This window comes from Corynebacterium singulare (genome assembly GCF_000833575.1).
GTDB lineage: Bacteria > Actinomycetota > Actinomycetes > Mycobacteriales > Mycobacteriaceae > Corynebacterium > Corynebacterium singulare.
The window spans coordinates 1804579-1820182 of the sequence record NZ_CP010827.1 but is presented as its reverse complement, the minus strand read 5'-3'; the positions used below and the strand labels follow the sequence as shown (position 1 = coordinate 1820182).

The 15604-nt window shown below is 60.8% G+C and carries 12 protein-coding genes; 11 read left to right on the top strand and 1 reads right to left on the bottom strand.

Annotated features, from left to right (window positions below; genetic code table 11):
• Positions 1-44 precede the first annotated feature (44 nt).
• From ftsY to ffh, 10 genes are all read left to right on the top strand, one after another.
• A complete protein-coding gene (gene ftsY / locus CSING_RS08475; RefSeq protein ID WP_042531427.1) occupies positions 45-1913 on the top strand; it encodes a signal recognition particle-docking protein FtsY in 1869 nt (622 codons plus the stop codon).
• Between the two features lie 200 nt (positions 1914-2113).
• On the top strand, positions 2114-5095 hold the full coding sequence (locus CSING_RS08470; protein ID WP_042531425.1) for a DUF4040 family protein: 2982 nt from the start codon (positions 2114-2116) through the stop codon (positions 5093-5095).
• Complete coding sequence (locus CSING_RS08465; RefSeq protein WP_042531423.1) at positions 5092-5529, top strand: sodium:proton antiporter; 438 nt, start codon at positions 5092-5094, stop codon at positions 5527-5529. The genes CSING_RS08470 and CSING_RS08465 overlap by 4 nt, the downstream gene beginning before the upstream one ends.
• Positions 5530-7071: a monovalent cation/H+ antiporter subunit D family protein gene (locus CSING_RS08460; RefSeq protein ID WP_042531421.1), complete on the top strand. Its 1542-nt coding sequence runs from the start codon at positions 5530-5532 to the stop codon at positions 7069-7071.
• Complete coding sequence (locus tag CSING_RS08455; RefSeq protein ID WP_042531419.1) at positions 7072-7623, top strand: monovalent cation/H+ antiporter subunit E; 552 nt, start codon at positions 7072-7074, stop codon at positions 7621-7623.
• Positions 7620-7910: a cation:proton antiporter gene (locus tag CSING_RS08450; protein ID WP_042531417.1), complete on the top strand. Its 291-nt coding sequence runs from the start codon at positions 7620-7622 to the stop codon at positions 7908-7910. Before CSING_RS08455 ends, CSING_RS08450 begins: the two co-directional genes overlap by 4 nt.
• A 3-nt stretch (positions 7911-7913) precedes the next feature.
• On the top strand, positions 7914-8282 hold the full coding sequence (locus CSING_RS08445; RefSeq protein ID WP_042531416.1) for a Na+/H+ antiporter subunit G: 369 nt from the start codon (positions 7914-7916) through the stop codon (positions 8280-8282).
• Positions 8283-8301: 19 nt separating this feature from the next.
• Complete coding sequence (locus CSING_RS08440) at positions 8302-8640, top strand: P-II family nitrogen regulator (RefSeq protein ID WP_042531414.1); 339 nt, start codon at positions 8302-8304, stop codon at positions 8638-8640.
• Between the two features lie 4 nt (positions 8641-8644).
• Positions 8645-10744 (top strand): [protein-PII] uridylyltransferase, encoded by a 2100-nt coding sequence (locus tag CSING_RS08435; RefSeq protein ID WP_042533315.1) that lies wholly within the window; start codon positions 8645-8647, stop codon positions 10742-10744.
• 48 nt (positions 10745-10792) lie between these two features.
• Complete coding sequence (gene ffh / locus CSING_RS08430) at positions 10793-12412, top strand: signal recognition particle protein (RefSeq protein ID WP_042531412.1); 1620 nt, start codon at positions 10793-10795, stop codon at positions 12410-12412.
• A 63-nt stretch (positions 12413-12475) separates the two neighbouring features.
• Here the strand turns inward: ffh and CSING_RS08425 are convergent, their stop codons facing one another.
• Entirely contained in the window at positions 12476-14731 is a 2256-nt protein-coding gene (locus CSING_RS08425) for an acyltransferase family protein (RefSeq protein WP_042531410.1), read from the bottom strand.
• A gap of 305 nt (positions 14732-15036) precedes the next feature.
• Between CSING_RS08425 and rpsP the strand changes: the two genes are divergently transcribed.
• A complete protein-coding gene (gene rpsP, locus CSING_RS08420) occupies positions 15037-15561 on the top strand; it encodes a 30S ribosomal protein S16 (protein ID WP_042531408.1) in 525 nt (174 codons plus the stop codon).
• The last annotated feature ends 43 nt before the right edge of the window (positions 15562-15604 follow it).

Here is a 15604-nt window from a genome sequence, read left to right as displayed (position 1 = left end):
GGCTCGTGGTGCCTGTCACGGGTAAGCCTGGCACTATAGAGGGCATGAATACTTACCTGTGGATTGTGTTAGCAGTCATCGTTCTAGTCCTGCTAGTCATCGTGCTCGTTGTGCTGGGCAAGAAGCGAGGCGAGTCGAAGAAGGTTTCTTTTGACAAGCCCGTTGAGGAGCCGAAGGAGCTTACTCAGCAGCAGAAGTCTGGAAATTACCAGGCCAAGTCTGGCTTTAACTTTGCCCCTGCCGGAGGCGGCGCTGCCAAGCAGCCTGCTACTGCCCCCAAGGCTAGCCAGCCGCAGAAACCGGAGCAGCCGCAGAAGCCGGAGCAGCGAGATGCTACGCAGCTGGCTAACGATCAGCTCACCGGTACCGAGAAGACCCCGAAGACCGCGCCTACCACGCCAGCTGAATCTGCTGCGCCGGCCGCCGCTGAGCCAACCACGCCTGTAAAGCCAGCGGAGTCCGAGACTGCTCCGAAGTCAGAGCCGGCCAAGAAATCTGCGCCAGTGGCTGAGCCCACTGAGGAGGAGGACTCCACCGCGGGTGCTGTCGCTTCGGGTGCTGCAACCGCTGCGGCCGCAGGTGCCATGGTTCCGGGAGTCGTTGCCGCCGAGATGGAGGAGCGCGAAGCTAACGCGCCCGAGGCTGATGCCGAGGCAGACACGACTGCAGATGAGCCAGTACTTGACGAGCCTGTCGCAGAGTCCCCAGCTACGGAACCGGTCGCGGAGGAACCCCGCGAAGAGACTCCCGCTGCCGAGACCGCGGAGGAACCGGCTGTTCCGGCAGTCGAGAAAGCCGCAGTTGAGGAAGCGGCAGTAGAGGAAGAGCCGGCGGCTGAGGCAGACGCAGAGGCCGAAGAGGCAGCCGCAGCGGCGGAGGCCCAGGCGGCGTCGGCAAGCGCGGCGCTTGAAGCTGAGCCGGACGAGCTCGAGGTCTCCGAGGACGCCGAGGTAGTTCAGGCCCCAGCGCAACCGCAGGACGGCATTGCGCCGGCAGCTGGCCGTCTGGGCAAGTTGCGTGGCCGCCTCTCGCGTTCGCAGAACGCCATCGGCCAAGGTCTTATGGGAATTCTCTCCGCTGGTGACTTGGACGATGATGCCTGGGAGGACATCGAAGACACCCTCATCATGGCGGATCTGGGAACCAAGGCAACGATGCAGGTCACTGACTCCCTGCGCGAGAAGATTGCCGAGCGCGGTGTGAGCTCCGAGGACGAAGCACGCGCCATGCTGCGTGAAGCTCTCATCGAGGTCGGCCACCCGGAGATGGATCGCTCCATCAAGGCCATGCCGAACGAGGGCAAGCCGGCGGTCATCATGGTCGTCGGTGTTAACGGCACCGGTAAGACAACAACGACCGGCAAGTTGGCTCGTGTACTTGTGTCGATGGGCCACAACGTGCTGCTCGGCGCTGCCGATACTTTCCGTGCTGCCGCCGCAGACCAGCTGGAGACCTGGGGCCGCCGCGTAGGTGCCACTACCGTACGCGGCAAGGAAGGCGCAGACCCAGCCTCCGTCGCGTTCGATGCCGTGGCAGCTGGTGTGGACCAAGGTGTGGACGTAGTCCTCGTCGATACTGCTGGCCGTCTGCACACCTCCGTTGACCTCATGGATCAGCTGGGTAAGGTCAAGCGCGTCGTGGAGAAGAAGACTGAAGTCGATGAGGTTCTTCTCGTGCTCGACGCCACCGTGGGGCAGAACGGTCTGACCCAGGCGCGTATCTTCCGTGACGTCGTGGACATCACCGGCGTCGTCCTCACCAAGCTTGACGGAACCGCCAAGGGCGGCATTGTCTTCCAAGTTCAGGAAGAACTTGGTGTGCCGGTGAAGCTCGTGGGCCTCGGCGAGGGCGCCGACGACCTCGCCCCGTTCGAAATTGAGGGATTTGTGGACGCCCTGCTGGGCGAAAAATAGAAAAAGATTCAGGCGGATTTTCTGCCTAATCTATTCCTCTATCTCTTCAGTGACCGTAGTGCTTTCGTGCGGAGGTGCTACGGTCTTTTTTGATCATAAAGAATGTGCTTAGGGGGAGGTCACAATGGTAGTCTGGGACAGTCCTGTCTATGTGAGGCTGAATTAACAGCCCTAACAACGGTTCGTGAGGCTACTCTTTCGTGACACTCTTGTATGTCCTAATCCTCGCAGCTGTCGCAGTGGCGCTTGCACCAGTAGCTGTCAAAGTTGCTGATCGCGCAGCCGGCTATCCGTTAGCCGGCATTTTTATTATCGCAGCGGCACTGTTAGCGAGAGAATTTCCTGCCCTTGCCCGCGGCGAAGAACTGTCCTACTCCGTGACCTGGGTTCGCGATGTCGTCGCGCCTGGTGTTGACGTCAACCTCGCCTTCCGTGGCGATGCACTGGGTATTTTCTTCGCCATGCTGGCACTCGTCATTGGCGCGGTGGTGTTTAGCTATTCCGCAGCCTATCTGCCCAAAGGCAAAGGAAACGTCAGTTTCTACGTGCTGATGACGGCGTTCACGCTGTCTATCTTGCTGCTGGTGCTGGCTAACGACGTCGTCGTGCTCTTCCTTGCCTGGGAGCTTGTCTCGCTGGCGTCCTTCATGCTCATTGCGCGCAGCGGCAAATCGGGCGAGGCGGGTTCGCAGCGCACGCTGATTCTCACCTTTGTCGGTGGCCTGACGCTGCTGTCCGGTGTGGCTATTGCTGCAACGGCAGCGGGGACCACGAACCTTGAGGACATCCTCGCCTCGGATGTGTGGGCAGAGCGCCCTGGCCTGACCACTGGTGTGGCCGTGCTCATCGCGCTTTCGGCCTTCACCAAGTCGGCACAGTTCCCGTTCCACTTCTGGCTGCCTGAGGCCATGGCTGCGGCGACGCCGGTGTCTGCCTTCCTGCATGCGGCGGCCGTCGTCAAGGCTGGTGTCTACCTGCTCATTCGCTTCTCTACCATCTTCCATGACGTGGCTGCCTGGAACTGGCTGCTCATCGTCGCCGGTATGGGAACTGCCGTCATGTCGGCTGTGTTCGCCGTACAGAAGACCGACCTCAAGAAGCTCACGGCGTATTCCACGGTGTCTCACCTGGGGTGGATTGTGGCCACTATTGGTGTGGGCACTCCCTTTGCCATTGCCGCGGCACTGGTTCACACCTTGGCGCACGCCCTGTTTAAGTCCTCCATCTTCATGCTCATCGGCGTGATTGATCACGAGGCTGGCTCCCGTGACATCCGCCGTCTTGGCGTGCTGTGGAATAAGATGCCATGGACCTTTGGCTCCATGCTTATTGGAGCGGCATCGATGGCAGCGGTGCCGCCGCTCTTCGGCTTCGTGTCCAAGGAGGGTATGCTCACCGCCTTTGAGGACGCACCCATTGGATCGGCGGGCCAGATTGTCTTGCTGATTGTCGCCGGTATCGGTGCCTTCTTTACGTTCACCTACTCGGCCAAAATTGTCTTTGGTGCCTTCTTCGACGGTCCCCGTGACATGTCCTCGACACACGAGGCGCCGGTTCGTCTATGGTTGCCGGCGGCCTTGCCCGGTGTCATGTCCGTGCTTGTCGTTTTCTTCATGGGAGTTCTGGACGGCCCGCTCGATGACGTCGTTGCGGCCGTCGGCATGGAAGCACACACGCATCTGGCACTGTGGCACGGTCTGAACGTTCCTTTCGTGATTTCGGTTCTCGTGCTTATCGCCGGCGTCGTAGGCGTTCTTTTCCGCAAGCCGCTGTGGACTGGGATGGAGGAGCGCGAGTTCCTGCCACGCACCGGTAACGATGTCCTCAAGTGGATTCAGGATGTGTGCACCAAGTTCGGTCGCTTTGTTGGCCGCATGTCTGACACACACAACCCGACGCTCTTTATCCTGCCGATCGTCTTCCTCATCATCTTGCTGACAGGCGCCACGCTGGTATCCGACGGCATCGATGGAGTTGCCCTTAACCCGCGCGTTGAGGGGCTTGACAATCCGTGGGATCTGCTCCCGCTGGGCATCGTCGCCCTGTCCATGTTTGGGCTGGTGCGTACGAAGAATCGCCTGACGGGCGCGGTCATGATTGGTACTGCCGGTACCGGTGTGACCCTGCAGATGTTCCTGCTGGGTGCTCCCGACGTCGCTTTGACCCAGTTCACGGTTGAGGCGCTCTCCGTCATTGTCATGATGATGGTGCTCCGCTACCTGCCGGAGAAATTCCACCAAGTGTCCCACAAGGGCCGCCAGACGGGTGCCATCGTTATCTCGGTGCTGGCGGGTGCCGCGGCTTTCCTCGGCGTGTGGGCACTGATGGGCCGCCACGAGCGCTCCGACTTGGCCATGTGGTACCTCAACAACGCTCCGGACATTACTGGTGGCGACAACGTGGTGGCCACTATCATCGTTGAGTTCCGTGCACTCGATACGTTGGGTGAGCTGTCCGTGCTTGGTATGGCTGCCGTCGTTATCGCGGCGGTGACCTCGACGCTGCCGCGCTTCCCATTCACCTCGGGTACCCGCCCAGCACCGTTTGGCCAGTCACAGCTGAACTCCGTGCCGCTGCGCAAGGGCATCGCGGTGACCATCCCGATTCTGGTGGTCCTGTCGGTGATTGTTTTCTACCGCGGTCACCAGGCCACCGGTGGTGGCTTCCCGGCAGCTCTCATCATGGGTGCGGCTATTGGCCTGACGTACCTCTCGCGAGGTACGGATGAGATCGTCTTTGGCCGCATGACTCCGATTCACCTCACTGGCATCGGCATTATCGTTGCGCTGACGGCGGGCTTCATCGGCTACATCCCGACCTCCCACAACGATGGTGGCTTCCTTACCGCTATCCACGGCCACGCCCTGGGACAGCATTGGACCACCTCACTCATTTTCGACCTCGGTATTTACCTCGCTGTTCTGGGCATGCTCAGCATGGCCATCAACGCCTTGGGTGGCTACCTCCGTCCAGGTACCGAGCGCGACTACCTGCCGTGGGTCCACGATGATGATTCGGCGCTGCCGAATACGCCACGCGTGGTGCTTGACGACGTCGACGATCCTTACCCCGAATCCATCAACCCGTCCTCCGACCCGGAGGCACTGCTGAACGACGCCCAGGCGCGCCAGCGTGTGTCCTCGCCTCACTTCACTCCGGATGAAGAGGAGAAGAATTCATGATCCTCGCACTGACCATCGCGCTGCTTATTGGCAGTGCCGTCTACCTCATTCAACAGCGCAGCCTTGTCCACATTGTGTTGGGCATGATGGCCTTTGGCCACGGCGCCAACCTCATGTTGTTGGCGACAGGTGTGTACTCCTACCGCGGGGAATCTTTCCCATCGCAGGTTCCGATGGACCAGATGGCAGATCCGCTTCCACAGGCTTTCGTCCTGACCGCGGTTGTTATTTCTATGGCGACCTCGACCATCCTGTTGACTTTGGCGGCCATGGGCGCCAATGACGACACGGACGTGGTCGAGCCGGTGGACGATAACACCATTGACCATGCCTTCTCCACGTTGGGCCGTGACACGCAGAATCGTGACATTCTGGAGCGCTCGGCTAACAAGATGGATCGTTTGAAGGAACTCGAACACGGGGAGGACAACTAGATGTATGACACCGTAAGCGCCCTCCTCCCGCTCTTCCCGGCGGTTCCCCTCGTATCGGCGGCGCTGGCGCTCCTTGCTCCGTGGCACCGCGTGCGTGATGCCATCATGCTCATCGTTCCGGGCGTGGGAATTTTCGCTTCCTTTGCGCTGCTGCTCTACACCATGAACAACGGCGTGGTGGCGCACAGCGTGGGTAACTATGTGGGCAACGCGGGTATCGCCTTCGCGGCAGATACCTTCTCGGCACTGATGCTCATCACGACGATGATCGTCGCCTTCGGGGCCAACTGGTTTGCCATCGTCGGCGGTGAGACGAAGTCTCGCTACTATCCCTCGCTGACGCTCATCTTGATTACCGGTGTGTGCGGAGCCCTGTTGACCGCTGATCTCTTTAACTTCTTCGTGTTCATTGAGGTCATGCTGCTGCCGTCCTATGGCCTTATCACCATGTCCGGAACGTGGTCGCGCTTGGCAGCAGGCCGCGCTTTCGTGTTGGTGAACCTGTTTGCGTCGACGCTGCTCGTTGTCGGTGTGGGCTACATCTATTCGGTGACGGGTGTGGTCAACCTTGGCGCGCTCAAGGGCGCGGCGGCTGGCAACGGCCCAGTGACCGTGGCGGCCGGCATCATTGTCATTGCTATTGCAGCCAAGGCTGGTGTCTTCCCCGTCCAGTCCTGGCTGCCACGCACCTACCCAGGCACGTCGGCTGCCGTCATGGGCCTCTTCTCCGGCCTGCACACCAAGGTGGCGGTGTACATGCTCTACCGCCTGTGGGTTCAGCTGTTCGATATGGACGAGCGCTGGGGCACCCTCATTATTGTGGTCATGATCATTTCGATGATTGTCGGCTCCTTCGGCGGTCTGGCAGAGAACTCCATCCGCCGTGTCTTGGGCTACCAGATGCTCAACGGCATGCCCTTCATTCTCGTGATGATGGCCTTCACCACGCACGACGCGCAGCGTGCCCTCGCCGCCGGTATTCTCTATACGATTCACCACATGCTGACGGTGGGTTCGCTCATCCTGGCCTCGGGTGCCATCGAGGAGACCTACGGCACGGGCCGTCTCAACAAGCTGTCCGGCTTGGCGCGCCGAGATCCCATCATCGCCTGGATTTTTGCGGCCGGTGCCTTCTCCGTTGTCGGATTCCCACCGTTCTCCGGCATGTGGGGCAAGGTTCTCATCGTGGCCGAGATTGCCCGCACTGGCGGGGGATGGGCGTGGACCGTCATCGCGGTCATCATCATTGCGTCCTTCGCTGCCTTCCTGTCGATGCTGCGCGTCTGGCGCCGTGTCTTCTGGGGCAAGGACCTGCCGAAGGAGAAAGTGCCCAAGGAGCTGGTTATCCGCAAGAAGCTCATGGCGCCCTCGGCAGCCCTTATCCTGGGTTCGCTGACCATGTTCCTTCTGTCGGGTCCTCTCATCGAGGTCACCATGGGGGCTTCGGCGGACCTGCTGGACACGGAGGCCTATTCCCACGCAGTGCTGGGTGATGAACCCGTAGCCCTACCCGATATCGACTCCATCCAGGAGGGCCGTTAAATGAAGACCGCCGTGAACTCAGTAATTTACGCGTTTTGGTTAATCAAGGAAATCTTCGTGGCTGGCTTCTCGCTCGCCATGGAGTCCTTTAAACCAAAGAACAACTATCACCCCGTCGTCGTGCGCTATCCGCTGCGCGTGACGAGTGCTTGGGAGATCTTCTGGTTTACCTCCTCGATTACCGCCACGCCGGGGACCCTCTCCCTGGGACTCCGCGAGCCGGTCAGGGAAGGCCTGCCGCGCATCGTCCTTGTCCAAGCCGTGATGGGTGATGATCCCGCGAGCATCGTGGCGGACCTTGCCGATATGGAAGAGCGCCTTGCCCCACATGTGAAAGGCACTGACTATGGTGTGCCGGGACAGGGTCCCACGACGGAGCTGGCTCCGACCTTCTACGAGTACACCCTCGATACCTTGGGCCGTCACATGCGTGCCCCGGACATTGCACAGACGGATGACACCCCGTTGGCCGCTGACGAGGTTGAAAAATATTCCGTGTGGCCGCTGCGCCACGCCGTGCCAACCAAGGCCCGAAAGGATGACAAGAAATGATTGATTTTGCCTCGTGGAGCGCCTTCAATTGGGTCGTCTTCGTGTGCGTTTTCATCATGGGAGCCTGCGTGTGCGCAGCCCTCGGGTTGGCGTTGCGTTCCCGCGATGAGCTCACACGAACCGTGATGAGCGATATGGTCTTTTACGGCATGATGTGCATGTACTTTTCTTGGGCCATGACGAACAATGCATCCATTGTGTACGACATCGCCATGTTGGCGGGCATTGCCGCCGGCGTGCTGCCAACGTTGTCGATGGCCCGCATCATTTCGAAGGGCAGGAGGTAGATCATGACCATTGCCGAAATCATCGCCAGCATTCTGTTGATTCTCGCGACGATTCTCGTCATCGCAACGGTTGTCGCACTGTGGCGCGCCCCTGACGCCCTCACCCGAGTCAACTTGCTTGGACCGACCGTGGGGCTGGCCGTACCGCTGCTGCTCGTGGCCAAACTCGTCGTGGATTTCGCTGAGACTGGTTTCTCCCTGTGGTCGCTCGTCCGCGTCCTCATTGCCTGCTTTGGCGTGTGGATCATCGGTTCGGTCGGCTCGTTCTACATGGGCCGCTCCATTTACGGTGTGACGGTCACGGACGTGAAATACGCCAAGCGCATGCATCAGCGCGCAGATACCGTCGAGGGCACCGACGAGGACGTGTAGACAGGATAGGATTAACCTCATGAAGCTCATCACTGCCATCGTCAAGCCGTTTACTCTGCCGGATATCCGCGAGGCCTTGGAACAACATAATGTCCACGGACTCACGGTCACCGAGACTCAGGGCTTTGGCCAGCAGCGCGGCCACAGCGAGGTCTACCGCGGCGCTGAGTACGCAACCGACTTTGTGCCCAAGGTCAAACTGGAAATCGTCACCTCCGACGAGCAGGTGGAGGAGATCCTGGCCGCGGTGGTCGACGCTGCTTATACCGGAAAAATCGGCGATGGCAAGATCTGGATCACACCGGTCGAGGACGTGATCCGCGTTCGTACCGGCGAGCGTGGCGACGCCGCCCTTTAAGCGCTTGCTTACTGCCGCCGAGCTGCGCGAGGAGGCCTGCGCGGCGGCCGATCGTCTCACGCAGTCTCTGGTTGTGCCGCCCGGCTGTGCCCTCGCCGCTACGGGCTCCTTTGCCCGCCGCGCCATGACCCCTTTTTCTGATCTCGATCTCATCCTCCTGCACCCCGAAGGAACAACGCTGTCCGAGGATGTGGTGTCGGAGGTCTGGTATCCCATCTGGGATGCCAAGTATCGCCTGGATTATGCGGTGCGCACTCCGAGTGAATTCGCCGCTATCGCCGGATCAGACCCAGCCGCGGGCTTTGCCCAGCTCGACCTATCGTACGTTGCGGGCGATAAGCAGCTGGTTGATTCCACCCGTGCGCAGGTCTATGCCACTTGGCGCCGCCTCCTCCAGGGCAATTTCGATGACTTCGTCGATATCGCGATTGCCCGCTGGCGCCGCTCTGGAACCCTTGCCACGATGACCCATCCGGATATCAAAAATGGGCGCGGGGGCCTGCGCGATATCCAGTTCATTCGTGCGCTGGCCCTGGGAAACCTTGCGGACGCCCCACGGCTTGAGAAGGAGCGAGCATTGCTTCTCGACGTCCGCACGCTCCTTCACGTCACCGCGCGCCGCCACCGCGATGTCCTGGATCCAGAGTTTGCTGCGGAGATAGCCCACGAGCTTGGCTTTGCTGACCGCTATGAGCTGTCGTCGGCGGTGGTCACAGCCGCAGCGGCGGTGGATAAGGCGATGGAGCGGGCGTTGGCGACGGCTCGCGGGCTTGTGGCCAAACGCAGCGCCACGCGTTCCCGGAAACCATTGGATATCGGCGTTGTCGATGTGGACGGCGAGATTCATCTGGCACGGACGGCGGATCTGACCGAGCCCTGGCTACTACTGCGTGTGGCCGCTGCCGCGGCGCGTTCCGGCCGAACGGTTGCCCCCAAAGTGTGGGAACAATTGCGCGAGGTGCCCGATCTTCCGGATCGCTGGACGGCTGCGGCTACCGACTCCTTCTTCGCCCTTCTGTCCTCACCGGTCAACACACCACGGCTTATTCAGGAGATGGAGACTCATGGCCTGTGGGAGCGCATCGTACCGGAGTGGTCACACATCCGTGGACTCTTGCCGCGCGAGCGCACTCATGCGCACACGGTGGATTATCATTCAATCCTCACGGTCGCGCGGTGCGCCAACGCCCGTACGTCCGTGGCGCGGCCAGATTTATTGCTGTTGGCGGGGCTCTACCATGACATCGGCAAGGGCTATGGGCGCCCGCACGAGCTGGTGGGAGCGGAGATGGTTGCCCGGGCAGCAGCGAAGATGCGCCTTGACCTAGCGGATCGATCTCGCGTGCAGACCGTCGTCGCCGAACACACGACGCTCGCTCGGATCGTGTCGCGCACGGACCCGCTTTCCGACGCCGCCCGAGACGAACTCCTGGAAGCAGTTCGATACGACTACCTCACCCTCGCCCTTCTCGTTGTTCTGGCTAAAGCTGATGCGGAATCGACCGGACCCGGCGTGTGGAACCGGCGTCTTGACCGCGGCATTGATGCAGTCAGTGGCCGTGCCTTTGCGCAGCTGAATGGTCTGCGCCCCACGAAGCCGTTGGTGTCGGTTGACCGTGAGATAGGGCTGCGTCACAACCCCGACAAGGACACGTTCACCGTGGTGTGGCGCGGCAGTTACCAACGTGAAGCCGTGCGTCCCCTGGCGCTCATCGCTGCCTTGGGCTGGTTCATTGTTTCTTCGCGCCTCGTCCGCACCGGCGAGGGCTACGCTGGCGAATTCGACGTCCGCGCCTTGCACGGCACCATTGACATGGAAACGGCGGAGGAACACCTTATCCAGTCCTATAAATCCGGAACCTACACAGTGCTGCCGCCCTTTGTGCCGGGGCCTGCGACGGCCATGTGGACCGGGGGAATCTTCGAGATCCGCATCGACGACTACACCGGAACATTGGGGCATGTGCTGGCACTGCTGCCGGACTGCGAGTGGCTCTCAACGAGTACCCCGGGTGCGACGATGGTGCTCCATGCTCTCCCACACGGAGAGATTCCCCGCGCGGCGCTGGTCCGGAATGTGACCCAAGCACTGGTCAACGGCTAAGCTGGGGGAGTTAAAAATTATCGACGATAGTTGAGGGAGCACTCCGACGTGTTTGAGTCTTTGTCTGACCGCTTGCAATCAGCCCTGTCAGGCCTGCGCGGCAAGGGCAAGCTGACCGAAGCGGACATCAATGCCACCGCGCGCGAGATCCGCCTTGCGCTGCTCGAAGCCGATGTCTCGCTCACCGTCGTGCGCGGCTTCATCAAGCGCATCAAGGAACGTGCCGCCGGCGCAGAGGTGTCCGAGGCACTCAACCCGGCGCAGCAGGTCGTCAAGATTGTCAACGAGGAACTCATTGAGATCCTCGGTGGTGAAACCCGCCGCCTCAACTTGGCGAAGAACCCGCCGACCGTCATCATGCTTGCGGGTCTCCAGGGTGCTGGTAAAACCACCCTCGCCGGTAAGCTCTCGAAGCACCTTGCTTCCAAGGGGCATGCCCCGATGCTCGTGGCCTGTGACCTCCAGCGCCCAGGCGCCGTGCAGCAGCTGCAGATCGTCGGTGAGCGCGCCGGCGTCGACGTCTTCGCTCCGGACCCGGGCACCTCTCTGGACTCCCTCGAACACGAGATGGGTACCTCGCATGGTGATCCGGTGGACGTCGCCAAGCAGGGTATTGAAGAAGCCAAGCGCACGCAACACGACATCGTCATCATCGATACCGCCGGCCGCCTCGGCATCGACGAAACCCTGATGACGCAGGCGCGCAATATTCGTGACGCCGTCAACCCCGACGAAGTCCTCTTCGTCATCGATTCCATGATTGGTCAGGACGCCGTCCAGACCGCCGAGGCCTTCCGTGATGGCGTGGACTTCACCGGTGTCGTCCTCACCAAGCTGGACGGTGACGCCCGTGGTGGTGCAGCGCTGTCCATCCGTGAGGTCACGGGCAAGCCCATCATGTTTGCCTCCACCGGTGAAAAGCTCGAGGATTTCGATGTCTTTCACCCGGAGCGCATGTCCTCGCGCATCCTGGGCATGGGTGACCTCCTGACACTCATTGAGCAGGCGGAGTCCAAGCTGGATCAGTCCAAGGCGGAAGAAGCCGCCAAGAAGATGGGCTCGGGCGACATGACGCTCAATGACTTCTTGGACATGATGCTCATGGTTCGTAACCTGGGCCCAATGGGCAACCTGCTCAAGATGATGCCGGGCGGCAACAAGATGAACCAGATTGCCGATATGGTCGATGAGAAGCAGCTCGACCGCATTCAAGCCATCATTCGTGGTATGACCCCACAGGAGCGCGAAGACCCGAAGATTCTCAACGCTTCGCGTCGCAAGCGTATCGCTAACGGTTCCGGTGTCTCCGTCTCCGACGTCAACCAGCTCATCGAGCGCTTTACTGAAGCCAAGAAGATGATGGGCCAGATGGCGGGCCGCTTTGGCATGCCGGGCATGGGCGGTGGCCGCTCGGCAACAAAGAAGAAGCCCAAGGGCCGCAAGGGCAAGAACGGCAAGCGCAAGCCGCCGAAGCGTCGCGGCGGCGGTGGCGGTATGCCGGGAATGCCGGGCATGGGTGGCGGCATGCCGTCCATGGAGGAGCTGCAGAAGATGCAAGAGCAGATGGGGGGCGGCGGAATGCCGGGTCTTGGTGATATGAAGATGCCGAAGGGCATGGAGAATATCGACCTCAACAACCTTGACTTCGGTCAAGGAAAAAAGAAATAGCGTCCGAACGATAGCGGCCCGTGGAGAGAAACTCCACGGGCCGTGTGCGTGTGCGGGCTTGACTTAGATTGCCTGGCCCGCCGGATACATCGGGTACGGGACTGGCCGCGGCGGGGTCGGGGCAGGTGGCGCCGCGGTGGTGGTGTCGGCCGCAGCGGCCTGCGTGGGCATCTCCGGGGCCTCCTGCTGAACCGTTTCACCGTTGAGAATGGGCGTGATGATGTCCCGGATGAGCGGAATCATGGAATCGGCGAAGGCCTTAGTGAAGTGGTGCATATCGCGGTAGACCATCACGTTGCCGATGACAACGGGGCAGTCGCCTGCGTCATTGCAGAACCACTTGGAGGTGTCAACAGCCAGCATGTTTTTGTACTGGGAGAGAACTGCAGCGCCGGGGTCGTAGCTCTCGTAGACCTCTTCGAAGCGCATGCCACAGCCCAGGGAGTCCTTCGTCGCGACGTAGCATTCGTCAAATTCGCGGCCATTGCCTTCATCGTCAAAGCCCCACGGATTGTCGCGGAAACCTACGAAGGGAATCTCGTGCTTGGCCAGCTCATCCCAGAAGGCTTTGTATCCTGGAGGGACGGCGTCAGGGCCGTGGCCGAACGGCTGTCCGGGGCGGGTGGAGGTGGAAACCACCAACGCGGGGTCGGCATCGATCAAGCGCTGGACGACGTGCTTGCTCCACTCGGCGCATTCAGGCTTCACATCGACCTCATCGCCCAACACGATTGGGCAACCTACACGGGTCAAGGGAACGAGCTTAAAACCCATTTCGCGGCCCAAGTAGTCAAGGGCGGAGGAATACTGCTCGGCGTGCGAGCCACCGACCAGGTACACCTCGACATCAGAGTCCATATCGCCGAAGACGCACGGCGTTGTGCCGTCCCTGCGTGTCTCGAAGAAGAAGTCGGTGGGCTGGTCTTCTGGGATGAAGCACCAGTTATCCGCCACTGGTGGGGTGATGCCACGCGCCAGAATGGGATCGGGTTTGACCGCTACGTTGTCTGGGGGCGTGATGTTGAGGGGGAAAGTGGTCGCTCCTGGGTAGAGTGCTGGGTTCAAAACCTCAGCGTCGGCCTCGTCCAAGGTGCGGGCCCACAAGGGTTGAATAGCAATGAGCGCGATGGTGCAGGCAGCTACGACAACGCCACCGACGGCGCGTGTGGCACCAGTAGTGGTGCGCAGATCAGCAAGGCCGCGGCGGACCGGGAGGTCGTCGGCAAGCGGGCGTTTGCGGTGCTGACGCAGGGGCTTCTCGACGAATCGGTGCGTCAGATCCGCCAAACCCAGCGATACCGCAATGATGATGACACCCAGCCACCACGGTGGTGTGTCGAAACCGAGGGCTACCGTGGAGATGATGAGCAGAGGCCAGTGCCACAGGTACAGCGGGTAAGCGATGTCACCGAGCCAGCGTGATGGCCGCGAGGTGAGTACGCGGGAGAAGGAACCACCGGAGCCGATGATGATGAGCACCGCGCCGCCGATTGGCAGCAAAGATAGTGGTCCGGGGAATGCTAGCGTGTCAGAAATGACGAGGCCCGTACCGGCAAGAGCGGCTAGGCCGACGGCGGTGGCAAGGTTCGACAGGTGTTGCGGCATCCGCAGCCGCGAGCCATAAATCACGAGGACGGCGCCAAGTGTCAGCTCCCATGCACGGGACCACGTGGAGTAGTAGTTCGCCGGGGTACCGAACAGTCCGTCGCGGCTGGCGTAAGCGAAGGACGCTACCGTTGCCACGATGAGGATGGGGCCCGCGATGGAGTTCACGGTGGGGAAGCGTTGCGGAGTGAGGCCGGACGGCTTTGGGCGCACACGCATGAACGCTGCAAGGACGAGGGCAAAGAGGATACCGATGAGGTAAAACTGGCCCTGCACCGCCATGGACCACATGTGCTGAAGCGGAGATGTGGTTGCTGATGCCGCAGCATAATCCGCGTCCTGGCGGGTGAGCTCCCAGTTCTGGTAGTAGAACACCGTTGCCGTGATCTGCTTGGTCAACTCAGTATTCATGAGCTCAGGAGCGAAAAGCCGAACCAGGATATAGCTTGCGCCGATAACGAGCACTAGCGCCGGCACGAGGCGGCGAATGGTACGCCAGATGGGCCACCACGGATTGAGCGAGGCATTGGGGCGGGCGGCGTAGCGCAGCTGGGAACCGAGGAAGAAGTAACCGGACAGCAGCAGGAAGACGTCCACGCCACCGGAAACGCGTCCGACGAAGACGTGGTAAATCACGACCAAAGCGATCGCGATGCCACGCAGGCCGTCAAGGTCGTAGCGGTAGCGGAATCTGGAGGGGGCTTGTTGAGTCATAAAGTAAGGTATGTGCGGCAGTGAAATAACCGCATTACAGACTACCCCTTTCGCGGGGTGGGGCCTAATACAGCGTTGGGGAAGCGGATTTCCTATTTTCCTTCCTGATCGTTAAGGTTAGTGGGGTTGCCCATGCATCGCGCGTGGATGACCGTGGGTGACACTGACAACTTCATTTCTGCGTAACGCCGTCACCGCCTACGGACGGCCGGCATGTCACGCGCAGGATAAATCCAAGGGCTGAACCGGCGCGCCGAACCTGGCGCGCGTCTGCACTGCCCGGTGACTAGAAAAGGAGCCAAAACATGGCTGTAAAGATCAAGCTGCAGCGTATCGGTAAAATCCGCAACGCTGAGTACCGCGTCATCGTTGCTGATGCACGCACCCGCCGCTCTGGCAAGGCTATCGAGAACATTGGTATCTACCAGCCGAAGCAGGAGCCGTCCCTCATTCAGATCGATTCCGAGCGCGCGCAGTACTGGCTGGGCGTTGGCGCGCAGCCGACTGAGCCGGTTCTCGCTCTGCTCAAGGTGACCGGTGACTGGCAGAAGCACAAGGGCCTGCCGGGTGCAGAGGGCACCCTGAAGGTTGCTGAGGAGAAGCCGTCCAAGCTGGACCTCTTCAACGCTGCTCTGGCTGAGGCTAACAATGGCCCGACCATCGAGGCCATCACCGAGAAGAAGCGCAAGGCTAAGGAAGAGGCTGAGGCTAAGGCTGCCGCTGAGAAGGCTGCCGAGGAGGCCGCTGCCGCTGAGGCTGCTAAGGCTGAGGAAGAGGCAGCAGAGTCTGAGTCCGCTGAGGCTGAGGAGTCTGCAGAGTCCGCTGAGTAAAAATCTCGCGACTTAAAAAAATTCCCCGTCGACCATCTGGTCG